Genomic DNA, 18,260 nt, shown 5'->3' with positions numbered 1-18,260 from the left:
CGAGGAGGCCAATTTGTCCGACACCATTTCCGTCAACGGCTCGCCGCACGAACTGCCGAACGACCCGCGTATATCGCTGCTGGATTTCCTGCGTCACGATCTCGGCCTGACAGGCACGAAGAAGGGCTGCGACCACGGCCAGTGCGGTGCGTGCACGGTCATCGTCAATGGCCTGCGAATCAACAGCTGTCTTACTCTGGCCGCGATGCACGACGGCGACGAGATCACGACCATCGAAGGGTTGGGCACGCCGGAAGAACCGTCCGAACTGCAAAAGGCATTCGTCGAACATGACGGTTTCCAGTGCGGCTATTGCACGCCGGGGCAAATCTGTTCGGCGACGGCGATGTTGCAGGAAATTGCCAACAACTGGCCCAGCGATGCGAGCGAAAGCCTCGACGGCGAGATGTCGCTTTCCGGCGAAGAAATCCGCGAACGGATGAGCGGCAATCTGTGCCGCTGCGGTGCGTATGCGAACATCGTCGCTGCCATTGCCGACGTAGCGGAGAATAACGCATGAGACCCTTCGCTTACGACAAGGCACGCAGCGTCGAGGATGCAAGCAGGCTGACCGCGGACGGGAACGCCATGGCGATCGCGGGTGGCACCAACCTGCTCGACCTGATGAAACTGCAGGTCGAAACGCCGGAGCAACTCGCCGATATCAACCGCATCGGCTTCGGCGCTATAGAGGATACGCCCGACGGCGGATTGTCGCTCGGCGCCCTGGCGACCAACACGGCAACCGCCGTCCACCCGCGTGTGCGCGCAGACTACCCCGTGCTGTCCCGAGCCATCCTGTCGGGCGCGACGCAGCAGCTTCGCAACAAGGCCACCAACGGCGGCAATCTTTGCCAGCGCACCCGCTGCTTCTATTTCACCAACATCGACCAGCCTTGCAACAAGCGCGATCCGGGCAGCGGCTGCGGCGCGCTGGGCGGCATTGCCAAACTCCACGCGATATTGGGGACGAGCGATCAGTGCATCGCCACCTATCCCGGTGACATGGCCGTGGCGCTGAGCGCCCTCGACGCGACGGTGAACATCGCGTCAGCCAAGGGCGAGGAACGGTCCGTCCCCGTGCGCGACTTCCACTGCCTGCCGGGCGATACACCCTGGCGAGACAACGTCCTCGAAGACGGCGACATCATAACAGGTATCAGCTTGCCGGCCCCGGTCGGAGGCACGCAGATTTATCGCAAGGTGCGGGAGCGTTCCTCCTATGCGTTCGCGCTGGTCTCCATAGCCGCGGTCGTCGAAATGGAAGACGGCCAGTTCACGCGGGCAGACCTCGCGTTCGGCGGCGTCGCCCACAAACCATGGTACGATCCGCGCATCGGCGAAGCGCTGGTCGGCCAGGCTCCGTCGCCGGAACTCTTTGATCGCGCAGCTGACATCCTGCTCGAGACTGCAGAGGGTTTCGGGGAGAACGATTTCAAGATTCCGCTTGCCCGGCGAACATTGCACGCCGTCCTCGAACAGGCAGCCAGAGACGCAGCATGACAGTACATTTCAAACAGGACGAGCCGGACACGAGCAACCGCCTCGACGGCATGAAGCAGGGCGTGCTCGGCAAGGGCATCTCCAGGGTGGAAGGGCTCGCCAAGGTCACGGGAACCGCGCCCTACGCCGCGGAATATCCCGTCGAAGGCTGCGCCGAGGGTGTGCTGGTCACATCGACCATCACGCGGGGCAAGGTCACCGGCATGAACACGGATGCCGCGCTCGCGATGCCCGGCGTTCTCGCTGTAATCGATGATGCGAGGCTCACTACCCGCGCCGCGCAGGGCACTGCCGACGAGGCGCCCCAGCAGGATCCGAAGACCGTCTGCTACTGGGGCCAGCCCATCGCGCTGGTGGTGGCCGAGACGTTCGAACAGGCCCGCGACGCGGCCAAGCGGCTGGACGTCGAGTATCAGGAAGACGCCGGAGCACCCATCGATCCGGACGCGGTCGAAGGCGAGGAACAGGACGACGATACGGTTCATCAGGGCGACCTCGCCCATGCGATGGCGGAGGCGGCCCATTCGGTCGATGTGACCTATACGACCAAGGGTCACGCATCGGCAGCGATGGAGCCGCATGGCGCGATTGCCCAGTGGGATGGCGACAAGCTGACCGTCTACGCCTCGTTGCAGATGCTGAACTACAACATCAGCGAACTCGCCGACGCGCTCGACATGGAGGAAGCCGACATCCGGCTGATCTCGCGCTTCGTGGGCGGTGGCTTCGGTTCCAAGCTGGGCATCAGCGAGGACGTGGTGGCAGCGGCCATCGCGGCGAAGGACATCGGTCGACCGGTGCGGGTCATCCTTTCGCGCCAGCAGGTGTTTCAATGCGTCATGCGACGTTCGGAGACGACCCAGCGGCTGCGCCTTGCCGCCGGTGCGGATGGCAAGCTGACCGGGTTCGGCCACTACGCGCTGGCATCGAACCTGCCGGGCGAAACCTTTTTCGAACCGGTCCTGCAGTCGTCGCATTTTCTCTACGATGCGCCAAACCGTGAACTGAAGATCGACGTTGCGCGCATCCACCGGATGACCGCCGGTTCGGTCCGCGCCCCCGGCGAAGCGGTGGGTATGCCCGCCCTCGAAGGAGCGATGGATGTGCTTGCCGAGAAGATCGGCATGGACCCGGTCGAACTGCGCCTCGGGAACATTCCGGACAAGGATCCCGAAGAAGACCTGCCGTTCTCGTCGCACAAGCTGGCGGAATGCCTGAACCAGGGTGCCGAGGCGTTCGGGTGGGACAGAGGCCCGCGTAAGCCGAGGCAGACCTGCGAAGGCGAATGGTGGGTCGGTACCGGCATGGCCAGCGCCGCCCGCGTGCACAACATCGCGGAAGCGAAGGCTCGCGTGACGTTGAAGGCGGATGGAACCGCGCTCGTCGAAACGGACATGACCGATATCGGCACCGGCACCTACACCATCATGGCCCAGCTTGCCGGCGAAATGCTCGGGCTCGATCCCACCAACGTCCTCGTGGAACTGGGCGATACCCGCCATCCGCGTGGCCCGGGTTCCGGCGGCAGCTGGGGAGCGGCGTCGATAGGTTCGGCCGTATATGTCGCGTGCAAGGCCATCCGCGAGGAAATCGCGGACAAGCTGGACGTTGACGAAACCGACCTCGATCTGGCGAATGGCAAGGCCGCGTCCGGTCAGACGCTCGTCGACCTGCTCGGCGGCAAGGAAATTGCGCGCGAAGGCCATTACGAACCGGGAGACATCGAGGACGATTTCACCGCGTCGGGTTTCGGCGCCTTCTTCGCGCAGGTTCGCGTTAACCGTTTCACGGGCGAAACGCGGGTGGACCGGATGCTCGGCGCCTTCGGCTTCGGCCGCGTCCTCAACCCCAAGACCGCGCGGTCGCAGTGTCTTGGCGGCATCACCTGGAGCATCGGCGTCGCCCTGACCGAAGCGCTGGAATTTGATCCGCGCGATGGGCACCTCGTCAACTGCGACCTCGCGGAATATCACGTGCCCGTACATCGTGACGTACCCGATCTGGAGGTGGTTCTGGTGGAGGAGCGTGACCCCGCTGCTAGTCCCATCCAGGCGAAGGGCATCGGCGAACTGGGCATGTGCGGCGGCGCTGCGGCCATTGCGAATGCCATCTACAACGCCAGCGGAGCGCGCATCTTCGACTATCCGATGACGCCGGATCGGGTGCTGGCGGCCATGCCGAAGACGGACTAGTCAGCCCGTCTTCGGTTGTTCTTCGCGACGCTAGAGGAATTCGAGCGGAAGAAATTTGCCTCGCACACCGCGCTGCGTGGCCTTCGAGGTGCGTTGGTTCAGTCTTGCCACAAGAGGGCTCAGGCCCTGGCGTCGAGGATCACCCGAACCGTTTCCTTCGGCTCGTCCCACATCGGAAAATGACCGCTCTCTTCGAACCAGTGCATCGTCGCCTGCGGGAACTCGGCCATCGCCCTTTTCGCCTGTTGCGGCAGGCACAGCCGATCCTTGCGACCCCAGCCGATCACGACGGGGTGAGCCGTCTGCTGCACGCCCTTCTGCGTCGGTCCGCTAGCGAGGTCGTTTACCAGTGAATTGAATGTCTCGGTCTCCGCGAACGAGCGCAATTCGGTCAGAACCACGGCAGGATCGAGCGCCCAGGGCTTCGCGGAGAGCTGGAACATCAGCGCCGTTCTACTGGCGACATTGCCGGTGACGGCAGGAAGCGCTGGTTTCATGGCCCGCACGAGGGCGATCGACGCCGTGATGGTGGTCTTGAAGAAGGTGCGCTCCCATCCCTGCCAGAACCCGCCCGGATCGAGCGCTACGGTCGCACCGGCGCGGCCGCGCCGAACCATCTCGAGGACGAGCCGTGCGCCCAATGAGCTTCCGACCATGTCGACCCCTGCAAGGTTCTCGGCCTCCAGCCATTCGTCGAGGCTGCGCGCCAGCCCGTCAAACGTGCCGCTGTCGGCTGCTGCAGGTGTTTGGCCATGACCGGGCAGATCGATGGCGATCACTTCCCGGCTCTGAGCGAGAGTGTCCGCTATCGTGTCCCACGATCGCATACTTCCGCCAAGTCCATGGACGAGCAGAAGGGGTTTGCCGCGGCCGGACCGCCTGTGATGAAGGTTCATGGGAGCACAACGCCCCGCGATGGCTTTATGGTCCGTGCGACTTGATAAATGTTCAATCCGGCTAAGCTTTGGCCGAGTTGCTCCCCAACCTCAGTTCCATCCCGTCACCGCTGGCCTGCCAGTGCGGAGCGATGCTCAACGAAGAAGCGATCGACTGGATCACCCGCGTTCCCAGGCCCGACCCCTTCGCGGCGAGTTCTGCGTCCGCTGCGCCCGCGGATCCATTGTCGCGGCAGACGAGTGACCATCGATCGCCCTGCGCTTCGATCTCGATCGTGATCGAACCGTGACCCGACCCGAAGGCGTGCTTGACGGAGTTCGAGACGAATTCGTTGACGATCAGAACCATGGAATTGGCCAGTTGCGCGCCGACCCGGTCATCGCCCACGGTTATCGTGAGTTCGATCCCCTCGGGGAGCAATTGTCGCAGGTCCGTCTCGATCCGGCTGAACAGGGATTGCAGGCTTACGGAAGCCTGACCGTCCAGCTCGTGCAGCTCTGCATGGAGCGACGAGAGGGAACGGATGCGATTGCTCGCATCTTCCAGCGCGCGCTTTGCGCCCATGTCGGTCTCCCTGCGCGCCTTCATCGATAGCAATGCGCCGATCGACGCGAGCGAATTCTTCACCCGGTGGTCGACTTCCCGCCGCAGGGTCTGCTCGCGCTCCAGCGCGCTGCGAAGGTCGAGTTCGCGCATGATATGGCGCGACAGCACGCGCAGCACCTTGCGCTGGTGGTCTGACAGCGCGCGCGGCTTGTGATCGAGAATGCACAGCGTTCCCAACGGAAGGCCATTCGCCCCTTTCAGAACCGAGCCTGCATAGAAGCGGAATCCGGGATCGCCGTGGCACAGCGGATTGTCGGCCATGCGCTCATCATCGAGCGTGTCGGGTATCTCGATGTAATCGCCCTGCAGGATCGCGTGCCCGCAAAGGCTCGTCTCGAGCGGGGTCGACCTGACGCCCAGCCCGATCTCGGCCTTGAACCACTGCCGGTCCTCGTCGATGAAATTGATGACCGAAACCGGGGCTTCGCAGATATCCGACGCAATTTCGACCAGTTCGTCGAACTCGCGCTCCTTTTCGGTATCCAGGATTCCGTACCGCCGCAGTTCGCGCAAACGATCGTTTTCAAGCGGGTGTCGCTCAGGCTTCATCGGCTCCGACTAGCACCGTCTTGGTGCAAGCGAAAGCAAACGCGCCTTTCAGGCACCCCACATTCTTCCTCTTCGTGCGACCCGAAGAGGTCTAGGCTGTTCCCCTCACGATCAGTGCGGGGGGCATCACGATACTTTCCGTATCCTCACCGTTCACGCGGCGCAGAAGCAGGTCGACGATGGCGCGCGCGCCTACGGCGATGTCCTGGCGCACCGTGGTGAGAGCAGGCGAGGTCTGTTGCGCGATGGGCAGGTCGTCGAAACCGACCAGCTTGATTTCTGCGGGAACATCGACCCAAAGCTCGCGAAGCTCGCCCAGGCAGGCAAGCGCCAGCAGATCGGTGGCGGCGAACAGCCCGTCGAAGCGGCCCCGGACATCACGCATGAGAGTGGCGATCTCGGCGGTCATGCCGGAGGTTGCGAGATGTGCCGGAAGCTCGGCCAGTTCCAGTCCGAAGGACTGCGCCACCTGCCGGGCACCTGCGTAGCGGGCAGCGAATTCCGGCGCGTTGATGTCCCCCACGAACGCCAGACGCTTCGCGCCCGCGGCAATCAGTCGCTCCGCTGCCAGCTTTCCGCCGAGCAGATTGTCGGTCCCGACCACGCAATGCCGCTGACCCTCGCGATGCTGGCCCCAGACGACCATCGGGCGGTAACCGTCTGCGATGTCCTCCAGCCGGTCGAACTGGTCCGACTGGCCGACCACGATGACCCCGTCGATCATGCCCGAACCGATGAAGGGATCGAGCCAGTCCTCGTCCGCCGCAGGCACGACGCGGCGCAGCATGAGGTCGTATCCGCGCGCGGTCAGTTCGTCCGCCAGATGGCCCAGCAGGGTAAGGAAGAAGGTGTCCGACACCTGCTGCTTCTGTTCGTGCCCAAGGGGAATGATGACGCCGATCACGCCGGTCTTTTGTCGACGCAGCCGGCTGGCCATCTGGTTGGGGCGAAACCCGTGCTCGCGCGCCAGCGCCTCGATCTTCTCGCGCGTCTTCGTGTTGACGAGGCTCTTGCCCGCCAGCGCGCGCGAAACGGTACCCGCCGAAACCCCGGCCAGCCGCGCCAGATCGCTTATCGTGCGAACGGAGTTCTGATCGGAGGAAGAATCTTGGGACATCGTGATACCCTAGCCTAGCTCGTACGCGGCTGCATTACCTTTGGCACCGGACGCCCGGCATCGACGAACATCGTGGCGATCGCGCCAATGATCATCAGCGCGCCGCCCAGCAGCAGGACGTTGCGCGGGTCGCCCCCCAGCACCGGTTCGTAGATCAGCGGCATGGTCAGCGTCTGGATGAGCATGGGGATCACGATGAACATGTTGAAAATCCCCATGTAGATGCCGTTGCGCTCCGGCGGGATAGCATCGGCGAGCATGACGTAGGTGTTGCCCATCATTCCTGCCCAGCCAATCCCGATGCCCAGCATCAGCACGAACAGGGCGGCCGTAGTCTCGACGCCGGGGATCAGCAGCATGGCGACGCCCGAAGCCATGAGGCAGAACGCGTGGGTCAGGCGGGCGCCCAGCCGCCGCACCACCGGTATGAGGAAGAGCGCGCCCAGGAAGGCCACGAAATTGTAGAGCGCACCCGCCTGCTGCGTGGTCAGCGTGGCATCTCGGAAGGCGGCCGTCGTCGGGTCCGCCGTGTCGTAGAGCGAGCGGCCGACGGCGAAGGTGATATACTGCCAGTAGGCAAACATCGCGTACCACTGGCACAGCATCGCTATGGAAAGCTGACGCATCGCACGCGGCATCTCGCGCATGGCGCTGCCGATTTCGCCCAGCGTCCCACCGATGGTGAGAGGCTTGGCGGCCAGCTCTGCCTGTTCCGCCTCGCTCAGCGGAAGTTCGGGCACCCGCCACACCGACCACGCGATGGTGCTAATCGAGAGAATGGCACCGATGATGAAAGCGATCTTCACCACGACCGGAATGCCGTTCGCATCGAGCACGTCGCGCGCCACGAAGCTCGTCAGGAGTGTCGGCGCGAGATAGGAAAGCGTCTGGGCAAGACCGGTAAAGGCGCTTTGCGTCAGAAAGCCGACGGAGCGCTGCTCTGGCGCGAGACGATCGGCCACGTAGGCGCGATAGGGCTCCATCGTGATGTTGTTGCCCGCATCGAGGATCCACAGCAGGCTTGCCGCCATCCACAAGGCGGAGGAGTAGGGCATGAGGAACAGGCTGATCGAACAAATGATCGCGCCGATCAGGAAGTAGGGGGTGCGCCGACCCAGTCGCGAGGACGTGCGGTCGCTCATCGCGCCGATGATCGGCTGGACGAGCAAGCCCGTCATCGGCCCGGCCAGCCAGAGAAGCGGCATGGTCGCTTCCTCTGCGCCGAGGAAACCGTAGATCGGCCCCATGTTGGCCTGCTGCAGCCCGAAGCTGAATTGCAGGCCGAAGAACCCGATGTTCATCTCGACGATTCGCGGCAGCGAAAGTCGCGGTTTTGTGCCGCTGAGCATGGCAGACGATCCTCTATCCGGGCGCTTGTCGCGCCTTGTTGTGCAGCTTGGGTGACACGATTCAAAGGCAATTGCAATCGATTGCAAGAAATCTGTTGCAATCGATTGCAGCAATCCTATTAATCGTGGCGAATCGCACGCCGCATGAGCAGTGCGACGTGATGAGGAGTGGATCACATGACCTTGCGTTTTGTCCTTGCCGCTGGCGTTGCCCTGTCGGCTTTCTCGACTTCCGCCTATGCCCAGGATGCCGGCCCCGCCGCCGAAGACGAGGGGGTGATGGATGGTACGACAATCATCGTCACCGGCGTCGCGCGTGCCCAGAACCAGCTGGAAAGCTCGGTCTCACTTAGCGTGGTCGATGCAGAAAGCATCGCCGATCTCAACCCCCGTTCAGCTGCCGATCTGGTGCGCCAGATCCCGGGCATCCGCTCGGAAGCGTCCGGCGGCGAAGGCAATGCCAACATCGCCGTGCGCGGTATTCCGGTCTCCACCGGCGGTGCGCGTTACATCCAGTTGCAGGAAGATGGACTGCCGGTTCTCGAATTCGGCGACATCATTTTCGGCAATGCGGACAACTTCGTGCGGGCCGACCGCAACGTCGGCAGGGTGGAAGCGGTGCGCGGCGGTTCGGCCTCGAGCTTCGCTTCCAATTCGCCGGGCGGCGTGATCAACTTCATCTCGAAGACCGGGGAGACCCGCGGCGGCTCCATCGCGGCTTCGGTCGGCCTCGACCATGAAACCTACCGGTTCGATTTCGATTACGGTGCGCCGCTGGGCGAAGACACCTATTTCCATGTCGGCGGCTTCTACCGCACCGGCGAAGGTGCACGCGACGTCGGCTACAACGGCAGCAACGGCGGCCAGATCCGTGCGAACATCACGCAGGAATTCGAAGGCGGGTATATCCGGTTCTCGGGCAAATACCTCGATGACCGCACGCCCACCGTCCTGCCCCAGCCCGTGTTCGTGGGCGGCACCAACGCCGATCCGGATTACCAGGCGATCGCCAATTTCGATCCGCGCAGCGATGCGCTCTACAGCCGCTACATCAACAACAACGTCACGCTCGACGGCAGCAACAATCCCGCTGTCTACGATTTCCACGATGGCCTGTCGGTCCAGTCCAAAGCCTTCGGGGTCGAAGCACAGTACGAATTCGCGCCCGGCTGGACGCTGACCAACCGCTTCCGTTATTCGGACAATGCGGGTGCGTTTCTCTCGCCCTTCCCGGCCAGCGCCGGCGCGGCGCAGGAGATCGCCAACGGCATCGGGGGCGCAGGTTCGCGCATCGTCTACGCCAGCGGACCGAACGCGGGCCAGACGGCCAATGCGGCGTCCATCGGCGGGAACGGCCTGCTGACCAACATCGTCAACTTCAACACCCGGCTGGACGACCTCGGACTGGTGGCGAACGATCTTCGCATCGGTCGGGACTTCGATGTCGGCGGCGGTGTGCTGTCCTTCACCGGCGGTTTCTATGCCAGCCGCCAGAACGTCGACACCGACTGGTTGTGGACCAGCCACGTGCAGACCGTAGAGGGTGACGGCAAGGCCGTGCTGGTGGACATCATCGATGCCAACGGCAACGCGGTGACGCAGAACGGCGTCGTGGGCTTCAGCGCCGCGTTCTTCGGCAATTGCTGCCGCCGCAACTACGACGTGCGCTACGACACCTACGCACCGTTCGCATCGATGACCTACGAAACCGGTGCGCTGACCCTCGATGCCAGCGTTCGCTACGACTACGGCAGTGCGGACGGATCGATCACCGGTTCCGACAGCGGGTTCGGCAACGGGATTACCAGCTTCGACTTCAACAACGACGGCGTGATCAGCCGCGCCGAAGCCTCGACCGCGGTGCTCCCCCTGGGAAGTGCACGGCCCGTGAACTACGATTTCGACTACTTCAGCTTCTCGGTCGGCGCGAATTACCTGCTGTCGGACGACCTTTCGGTCTTTGCCCGTTACAGCCAGGGCGGTCGCCACACGGCGGACCGCAGCCTGTTCTCGCCGGCAGTCAGCACGCTCGACGGCAGCCTGCCGGGTGGGGATGACGACGGTGTCGTCGCCAATGTCGATCAGCTGGAAGGCGGCGTGAAATACCAGGCTGGCGGCCTGCGTCTCTACGGCACGGCCTTCTATGCCAAGACGGCCGAAACCAATGTCGAGATTGCCCCGCTGGAACTGACCGACAACCGGTACAAGGCCATCGGCCTCGAACTGGAAGGCAGCTATTCGGTCGGACCCTTCTCGATCTCCGGCGGCGCGACCTACACCGACTCCGAAATCGTCGATGCACTGGACGACAGCGTTATCGGCAATACGCCGCGGCGCCAGGCGGACTTCGTCTACCAGGGCACGGCACAGTACGAGAACGACTTCGTGACCGCTGGCGTGAACGTGATCGGCACGACCGACAGCTTCACGCAGGACAGCAATCAGCTGGTGCTGCCCGCCTACACGCAGGTCAACGCCTTCTTCGCCGTGCGCCCGCTCGAACGGCTGGAACTGTCGCTGAACGCCAACAACCTGTTCGACACCTTCGGTTATACGGAGGCCGAAGAAGGCTCGATCCCCGGCAACGGCATCGTGCGCGCACGTTCCATCGCGGGACGTACGGTGGTTGCCTCGGTACGCATCGATTTCTGATCTTCAGGATCGGAAAACCTCGGGCCGGCGGACGGACCTTCCCAACGTCCGCCGGCCAACTCCCCCGCTGCTCGAACGAATGGATACTATCGTGACCAGCGCCTGGACCAGCGAACACATCGCGGCACTTGCCGGCCAGTCCGCCCAGCGCCTGCCGGAACTGAACGCCGATCAGGTCGTCCGCCCGCGGGATGACCTGTATTATTGGGATATGTGGCCGGTGCAGGATCGGGACGGGCGCATCGCCAACGTTCATGGCCGCGAGCTGTGGATGATCCTGACCTCACCCGACAATGGCGATCCGGCGGGACGGCATTTCTCGGCCAAGATTCACCTGCTCGAACGCCAGGGCGAGGCATGGACCGACCTCGGCCCAGTTCTCCTCGATTTCGGCGGCCCGTTCGAGCGGGAATGGTCCGGTTCGGCCATATGGCACGACGGCATCTTCACGCTGTGGTTCACGGGCGCGGGACTGGCGACGCGTCCCGGTGGCTATCAGCAGGCGCTTTTCGAATGCAGGGCCGCAACCGGCGAGGACGGCCTGCCGGTGGACTGGAGCATACCCAAGCCGATCCTCACCCGGATCGGTGCGGAATACATCCCCGCCGACGCGCACGAAGGCGAAGCCGGGCGCATCAAGGCGTTCCGGGACCCCTTCTACTTTCGCGATCCGGCGGATGGCGCCGAGTACCTGGTCTTCACCGCTTCCTCCCCTGCCGGAGACAGCGAGTTCACCGGCGCGATCGGCCTCGCGCAGAAGATCGAGGGTGAATGGCATATACTGCCGCCCCTGATTCATTCCGGCGGCGTGAACAACGAACTGGAGCGGGCACACGTCGTTTATCGCGACGGCAGCTATCTCGTGTTCTGGGCGACGCAGTCGAGCACATTCGCCCCTGACCTGCGCCATGCCCCGACCGGGCTCTACGGTATGGTCGCCGACGATCTGCGCGGTCCGTACAGGCCGCTGAACGGATCGGGCCTCGTTCTCGCCAACCCCGCCTCCCGCCCTTCGCAAGGCTACAGCTGGTCGGTCACCCGCGAATTGCTGGTTTCCAGCTTCGTCGAGACTCTGGGCGGTGATGGCAACGCGTTTGCCGGCGCGCCCGCGCCGCTCACTGCCCTCGAGATCGATCCGAAGGCCGGCCGGGCCATGCTGGCCGACGCCGTCGTCGAATCATGACCGGCGGACTTCTCGGCGCAATCGAGGCAGGCGGCACGAAGTTCGTCCTGGCGGTTGGCGAAGGACCGACCCGGATCACCGCGACGCATGAAATCCCCACGCGCGATCCGCAGCAAACTCTCGCAGAGGCCAGCGCGTGGTTCGCCGCGCAAGGGCCGCTGCGATCCATCGGTATCGCGAGCTTCGGTCCCGTCGAACTCGATCGCGCATCGCCCAAGTGGGGGCACATCCTGCAGACCCCGAAAGCGGGTTGGTCCGATTGCAATCTGGCGGGACACTTCGCGGAGGTCTTCGGTGTGCCCGTGGGGTTCGAGACCGACGTCAACGGTGCCGCGCTGGGCGAATATCACCACGGCGCGGGAATCGGTGCATCCTCGCTAACCTACATTACGATCGGGACCGGTATCGGCGGCGGCACCGTGATCGACGGTCGGCTGGTGCATGGCGCCGGGCATCCCGAAATTGGCCACGCCTTTCCGCGACGGGCGGCGGACGATCACCAGTATCCGGGCAATTGCCCGTTTCACGGCGAATGCGTCGAAGGCCTTGCGAGCGGACCCGCAATCCTGGCGCGCTGGGGGGCGAGCCTGTCCGACCTGCCGCCGGACCATGAGGCGCACGAGCGCGTGGCGGGCTACATCGCGCAGCTGTGCCACAGCGTCTTCGCGGTGATGGCGACCGAGGTCATCGTGCTGGGCGGGGGCGTGATGAATACTCCGCACCTGCACGACAGGGTGGCACGGCAGGTGCGCGCCCTCGATGCAGGCTATCTTCCCAATCAGGAGCTTCGCCGCATAACGTCGCCGGCGCTCGGGTCGGCGGCAGGAATAACCGGCGCCATGCTACTGGCGCAGTCTGCGTCACGCACATGACGTCCTGCCGAGTTGGCGCTGAACAGGCTTAGCCTCCAACCATTGCCGGCGCGCGGCGTTTCACTGCGCGCCGCCACCTGCTCGCGCATTGGCTGCCTCGCCGTAGATGGCATCGGCAGCGAGCGCGAGGAACATATAGTTCGTCGCCCCGCCCCCCATCACATATTCGCCCTGCTGCCAGAAAAACGGCCATTCCTTCAGTTCCGGCAGATCGGGTCGTACCAGATTGGTGCCCGAGATCACGCCGCCCGGAATATACGACCAGTCGGCGCGATTGACGCCGTATGCGACTGTCGGGGAATTGACCCCCACGCCGGACACGAAGCTTTCGTTATTCGCACCGGGATGCACGCCGAAAACGAAGTTCAGCGCGTTGAGAAATCCATCCCGCGACGTCGCCTGCGGCCAACCCTTGTGAAAGAACCACTGCCGCACGCCGAGTGACTGGATGGTCCAGCCCGCGCCCCAGATCTGCGGTTCGTATGGCACGCCATAAGGGCTGTCGGTGCGCGCGCTCGCTTCCACTTCCTGCTGATGCTTCATTACCGCCTCGGCAAGGCGACCGCGAAAGCCCGCGGGCAGCCGATCCTCGATCGAAGCCAGCCGCCAGGCGCTGTTGGCGACGTCCGCCAGGATCGCGGGCTCCATGGCAGAGAGGCGTTCGATATACTCGCGCTTCCCCGTCGTCTCGGCCAGTTCGGCCAGCGCGAAGGTCTTGTTCGGCACATCGTTCGAGCGCGCGAACGCCAGCGCCGTTATCTCTTCGGCGGCAGCGATGGCTTCATCCGCCAGCGGCGAGCCATGGGCGCGCATCACCCGTCCGGCCGCCGCCAGTCCGCCCGCGACATAAAGCTCGCGATCGGGATTGTCTTCGGTGAAGACCCAGCGATCGTCCCACCGGATCGGATCGCCGTTATTGTCGACACCCAGCTCGTCGACCGCCTGCTTCGAGCGGTTGTCGGTGTGGTTGGCTGCGTCCCCCAGCATGACGTAGGCGCGCAGACTGGGCGTGATGATCCCGCGATACAGCCTGCCCAGCGCGCGGTAACCGCCGAGCACGTTGAGGAGACCGTGCTCGATTTGCTGAACGGCATCGTTGGCGCCGTCCGGATCGTGCATTTCGACCACGCGGTTCGTTTGGTCGATCGTGGTCGCATCGTAGTCCAGCCCGAATTCCTCGACCATCTTGGCGAGCATGTAGATCGTGCCGATCTGCGATTCCACGCGCAGGTCGTAATCGCCCGCATCGTGCCACCCGCCGCGGTCGAGATCGGGGACATGGTCTCCGGGCTGATAGCTAGTGAGCGTCGCGTCGCCTTGCACGTAGCCATCGAAGTGATTGAGCGAAATCGGTGCCATCAGCGCATCGTCGAGGTGATCGCGGCCATGCCAGATGCGGTATTTCTGATTCACCTGCATGTGACACATCTGGACGGGAAGGAAATATTCGAGCGTCGGTTGCCAGGCGTGGCGCGAATAGACCGCCGCATCGATGCGGAACGGATGCGAGGTCACCCCGCCATATTCCACCTGATACAGCCCGGGCTGCGTGACCTCGGTGAAGTCGAAATGCGCGTAGTCGTAGCGCAGGAAATCGCCCCATTGTTCGGGGCTTTCGGACTTGACCCGTACCCTTCCCTCGGCCCCGAGACGATAAAGCACCGCTTCGCCCGAAGCGGCGGTGCCACGGGCCAGTTCGATCACCGAGCGCTTGGGCTGCGCGGGTGCATATCCGATCTGCGACACCTGGATGACCGGGCGGTAAGTCCAGTCGGGATCGGTTGTTGGCGTGACTATCCATTCCACCGCCGCCTTCGTCGCACCTGCCGGAATGGCGGTGCGCACGATGAACCAGCCGTTGGGATGGGCCGATCGTCCGTCGATCAGTTCCAGTTGTCCCGGCCCTGCGTTGCGGAATTCGATCCGCTGCGTCGAAGTTTCGGGTGCGACCGTCAGGCGCTGTCCGGTGGCGAGAGGTGCTGCAAGGACCTGTCCGTTGGGATCCTGCACCGGTCCGTTGGCCTGCACTGCACGGGGCACCGCTACTGCCGGGCCGTCGAGCGTCACCAGCGGTCCCGCGGGATCGCGATGGAACAGGCCCGTGGCATCGTCCAGCAGCCAGGCGCGTCCGAACAACTCGCCGGGAAACAGCTCCATGTTGAACCCCGCGCGGCCGACCCATTCGGCCGGCAGTGGCTGCGCAAGATCGACCGTGATGCGAAACGCATTGCCGCCCGCGGGCGTCACCGAGACGCTGTAGTCAAGATCGAGATCGGGATAGAAGATCGGGTTGAAGCCCTTCCCGTTCTTCGACGGATCGGGATAGCGCAGCGTCTGGGTGATGGTGCCGGTGGCAGGATCGATCGTCCGCTGTCCGGCCGATACGGGCATCGGTGACCACTGGCCCGGTTCCGGCTCCAGCCGCAGATCGCCGTTCGCCGCCACCCTGCGCCCGTGCTGAATGATCGTGACCCCGGTCTGATGGCCATCGGGGTAGATGTCGTCGAACACGATGACGTCCAGCCCATCGGCAGAAAAATATTCGCGGTCGGCGTCCAGCGCCAGATCACCGGAATTGCCGTGGTCGTCCGCTGCCGCGAGCATGAAGGGCGCAACCCCGCCCAGCAACAAGGCTTTCACCCCCTTCATCGATCTCTCCCCAAGCTTTTGTTAGCGCTAATCTCACAGGTTCCGGACCGCTTCGCAAGCCGCTGGCTGCGATTGACGGGACGCGCGCGAAGCTCCGCCCAAGAGAAGGCGCTTGCCAAGTGGTAGCGCTACCAACATGATGGGAAAAAACAGTGGGAGAGTACGATGGGTTGGCGGCGATTTGCCTGCGGTGTTTCTGCAATCGGCATGGGCATTGGCGCAACGATGGCGGCAGCACAGGACACGCCGCCGGTCGAGCTTTCCGAAGCCGAGTATTTCACCGCCCCCGGCGCGGACGTGCTGGTCTTTTCAAACTGGTATGACGGGCTGTTCGCCGATTCAAAGATCAGCGGCGTCGAGATCATCCAGCAGGGCGAAAGGATCGCGACCAATGGCGATGTCCGGCTCTCTGCAACGCCGGGGCAGTGGGATCCCATCGGGCGACTGGTCGAACGCAAGGTCGACCGCGCGGCGGGCCGGGTCGAGGTGCTGCTGGAATATCCCGATTACGACTTCACCTACCGCATAATCGCCCAGTCGGAAGGCAGCTCAGTCCTGCTTTCGGTCCTGCTCGACAGCCCGCTTCCCGAGCAACTGGCGGGCCGGGCCGGTTTCAACCTGGAATTCCTCCCCTCCGCCTTTTTCCGCCAGAGTTATTTCGCAGATGGCGTGGCGGGTGCGTTCCCCCGTTCGCCTTCGGGAAACATGGTTGCAGGCGGTGAACGCAATGCTGCGAGCGGGCGCGATTTCGGACCGGGTGCAGAACCCTTGCCTATGGTCGAGGGGCGCAGGCTGGTGCTCGCGCCAGAGGACGACACGCGCAAGGTCACTGTCGAATCGCTGACGGGGAACCTTGCCCTCTACGACGGGCGCAACCAGGCCCAGAACGGCTGGTTCGTGGTGCGCGGCAATCTGCCGGCGGGTCAGTCGGGCCGGGTTCTGCAATGGCGGCTCACGCCCAACGCGATTCCCGGCTGGCTGCGCGAACCGGTGATCGGCCATTCGCAGCTCGGCTACGTCACGGCACAGGCCAAGCGCGCGGTGATCGAGCTGGACCGGCGCGATGCGCGCGGCGGCGCGGCGCGCCTCGTGCGGATCGAACCCGATGGTTCGGAACGCACTGCGCTGGAAGGCCAGCCGGAACGGTGGGGCGACTACCTGCGATACCGCTATGCGACGTTCGACTTCTCGCAGATCCGAGAGCCGGGTCTGTACCGGATCGAATATCGCGACCAGCGCACTTCGGCCTTCCGTATCGCCGAAGACCTGTACGAGACGGCCTGGCATCCCGGGATGGACGTGTTCATGCCGGTGCAGATGGACCATATGCAGGTCAACGAAGCCTATCGGGTCTGGCATGCAGATTCACACCGGGACGACGCCCGGCAGGCGCCGGTCAACCACGAGCATATCGATCTCTATCGCCAGGGACCTTCGACGGATACGCGCTTCCAGCCTGGCGAGCATATTCCGGGGCTGGACGTGGGCGGATGGCTCGATGCCGGTGACTTCGACATTCGAACCCAGACGCAATACGCCGTAATTCTGGACCTTGCGCGCTTGTGGGAAGATTTCCGGATCGAGCGGGACCAGACCCTGATCGATCACACCCTGCGTCGTGTCGAAATCCATGTTCCCGATGGCAAGCCGGACATTCTGCAGCAGATCACGCACGGCGTGCTGTATCTGGCGTCGATGTACGATGCTGTCGGCCATGCCATTCACGGCGTCGTGGAACCGGACGTCGCCCAGTACACCCATCTCGGCGATGCCGCTGCGAAGACCGACGGGCTGATCTACGATCCGTCACTCGCTTTCGGGGTGCGCACGCCGACCACCAGCGGAACGCCCGACGATCGCTGGGCCTTCACCTCCCGTGCCAGCGCACTCGATTTTGGCAGCATTGCCGCCCTCGCCGCGGCGTCGCGCGCGCTGGCGGGCTATGACGATGCCCTGTCGGCAAAGGCGCTGTCGATTGCCGAGAAGGTCTGGGCCGAGGAACAATCACGTCCGCCCTTCACGTTCCAGCACGGCAACACCACCGGTGGCTGGTTGCCCGGCGAAGAATTCACCGCCACGGCAGAATTGCTCATCGCGACACGCGAACCGCAATATGCCGAGCGGATCGAGGCCCTGTGGCCGCAGATCGCTACACGAGCGGAGCAGTATATCCTCACCGCGCTGCGCATCCTCCCGCTGATGCCGGAAGAGTGGCGAGCCGGGATAGAACAGGGCGCGGGCGCCATTGTCGCCCGCAAGGAACCGACCACCGGGGCCAATCCCTACGATGTGCCGATCACCACCGGCGGGTGGGCGGGGAACCGCGCCATCCTGCAGACCGGACTGGTGGACCATGCCATCCACAAGGCGTTTCCGCATCTGAGCGACGGTTCGGGCGTGTTCCGTGCGCTGGATTACCTTCATGGCACGCACCCGGCATCCAACACCTCGTTCGTGTCCGGCGTCGGCGCCAATTCGAAGGAGGTCGCCTATGGCAGCAACCGGGCGGACTTTTCCTTCATTCCGGGCGGCGTCGTGCCAGGCGTGCTCGTCATCAAGCCCGACTATCCCGAAAATCAGGACAACTGGCCGTTCTTCTGGGGGGAAAATGAATACGTGGTCAACATGACGCCCAACTACGTCGCGCTGGTCCACGCCGCGATCGACCTGCAATCGGAGTAACCCGCTGAC

At 63.9% G+C, this 18,260-nt stretch carries 12 protein-coding genes; 7 read left to right on the top strand and 5 right to left on the bottom strand.

The genetic code is table 11. The annotated features are described in order from the left end of the window. Nucleotides 1–13 precede the first annotated feature (13 nt). Genes ACXYN8_RS02060 through ACXYN8_RS02050 form a run of 3 tightly spaced genes read left to right on the top strand, consistent with a single transcriptional unit; the run spans nt 14 to nt 3,695 of the window. The gene (locus tag ACXYN8_RS02060; RefSeq protein WP_458887619.1) at nt 14–520 is read left to right on the top strand and encodes a 2Fe-2S iron-sulfur cluster-binding protein; all 507 of its coding nucleotides are present in this window, start codon (nt 14–16) and stop codon (nt 518–520) included. Next, nucleotides 517–1,503, top strand: a complete 987-nt coding sequence (locus ACXYN8_RS02055; protein ID WP_458887617.1) for an FAD binding domain-containing protein — start codon at nt 517–519, stop codon at nt 1,501–1,503. Before ACXYN8_RS02060 ends, ACXYN8_RS02055 begins: the two co-directional genes overlap by 4 nt. Then, on the top strand, nt 1,500–3,695 hold the full coding sequence (locus ACXYN8_RS02050; RefSeq protein WP_458887616.1) for a xanthine dehydrogenase family protein molybdopterin-binding subunit: 2,196 nt from the start codon (nt 1,500–1,502) through the stop codon (nt 3,693–3,695). The genes ACXYN8_RS02055 and ACXYN8_RS02050 overlap by 4 nt, the downstream gene beginning before the upstream one ends. Nucleotides 3,696–3,814: 119 nt before the next feature. On the opposite strand, the gene ACXYN8_RS02045 is transcribed toward ACXYN8_RS02050, so the two are convergent. From ACXYN8_RS02045 to ACXYN8_RS02030, 4 genes are all read right to left on the bottom strand, one after another. Then, a complete protein-coding gene (locus ACXYN8_RS02045) occupies nt 3,815–4,591 on the bottom strand; it encodes an alpha/beta fold hydrolase (protein ID WP_458887614.1) in 777 nt (258 codons plus the stop codon). A gap of 61 nt (nt 4,592–4,652) precedes the next feature. After that, nucleotides 4,653–5,747, bottom strand: a complete 1,095-nt coding sequence (locus tag ACXYN8_RS02040; protein ID WP_458887613.1) for a sensor histidine kinase — start codon at nt 5,745–5,747, stop codon at nt 4,653–4,655. A gap of 91 nt (nt 5,748–5,838) precedes the next feature. Beyond that, nucleotides 5,839–6,864 (bottom strand): LacI family DNA-binding transcriptional regulator, encoded by a 1,026-nt coding sequence (locus ACXYN8_RS02035; protein ID WP_458887612.1) that lies wholly within the window; start codon nt 6,862–6,864, stop codon nt 5,839–5,841. 14 nt (nt 6,865–6,878) lie between these two features. Beyond that, nucleotides 6,879–8,213, bottom strand: a complete 1,335-nt coding sequence (locus tag ACXYN8_RS02030; protein WP_458887610.1) for an MFS transporter — start codon at nt 8,211–8,213, stop codon at nt 6,879–6,881. A gap of 177 nt (nt 8,214–8,390) precedes the next feature. Here ACXYN8_RS02030 and ACXYN8_RS02025 point away from each other — a divergent pair, with 177 nt between their 5' ends. The 3 genes from ACXYN8_RS02025 to ACXYN8_RS02015 all read left to right on the top strand — a co-directional run bounded on the left by ACXYN8_RS02025 (nt 8,391) and on the right by ACXYN8_RS02015 (nt 12,920). Continuing rightward, a complete protein-coding gene (locus tag ACXYN8_RS02025) occupies nt 8,391–10,865 on the top strand; it encodes a TonB-dependent receptor (RefSeq protein ID WP_458887608.1) in 2,475 nt (824 codons plus the stop codon). Nucleotides 10,866–10,956: 91 nt separating this feature from the next. Beyond that, a complete protein-coding gene (locus ACXYN8_RS02020; protein WP_458887607.1) occupies nt 10,957–12,048 on the top strand; it encodes a glycoside hydrolase family 68 protein in 1,092 nt (363 codons plus the stop codon). After that, a complete protein-coding gene (locus tag ACXYN8_RS02015) occupies nt 12,045–12,920 on the top strand; it encodes an ROK family protein (RefSeq protein WP_458887605.1) in 876 nt (291 codons plus the stop codon). The genes ACXYN8_RS02020 and ACXYN8_RS02015 overlap by 4 nt, the downstream gene beginning before the upstream one ends. A gap of 60 nt (nt 12,921–12,980) precedes the next feature. Here ACXYN8_RS02015 and ACXYN8_RS02010 read toward each other — a convergent pair whose 3' ends face one another. After that, nucleotides 12,981–15,569, bottom strand: coding sequence for a glycoside hydrolase family 9 protein (locus ACXYN8_RS02010; protein WP_458887603.1), 2,589 nt, complete (start codon nt 15,567–15,569; stop codon nt 12,981–12,983). A 225-nt stretch (nt 15,570–15,794) separates the two neighbouring features. On the opposite strand from ACXYN8_RS02010, the gene ACXYN8_RS02005 reads away from it, so the two are divergent. Continuing rightward, on the top strand, nt 15,795–18,251 hold the full coding sequence (locus tag ACXYN8_RS02005) for a glycoside hydrolase family 9 protein (RefSeq protein ID WP_458887602.1): 2,457 nt from the start codon (nt 15,795–15,797) through the stop codon (nt 18,249–18,251). The last annotated feature ends 9 nt before the right edge of the window (nt 18,252–18,260 follow it).

This window comes from Altererythrobacter sp. CAU 1778 (genome assembly GCF_054482795.1).
The sequence above is the reverse complement of the archived record's forward strand: the minus strand, read 5'-3'. Positions and strand labels throughout refer to the sequence as shown.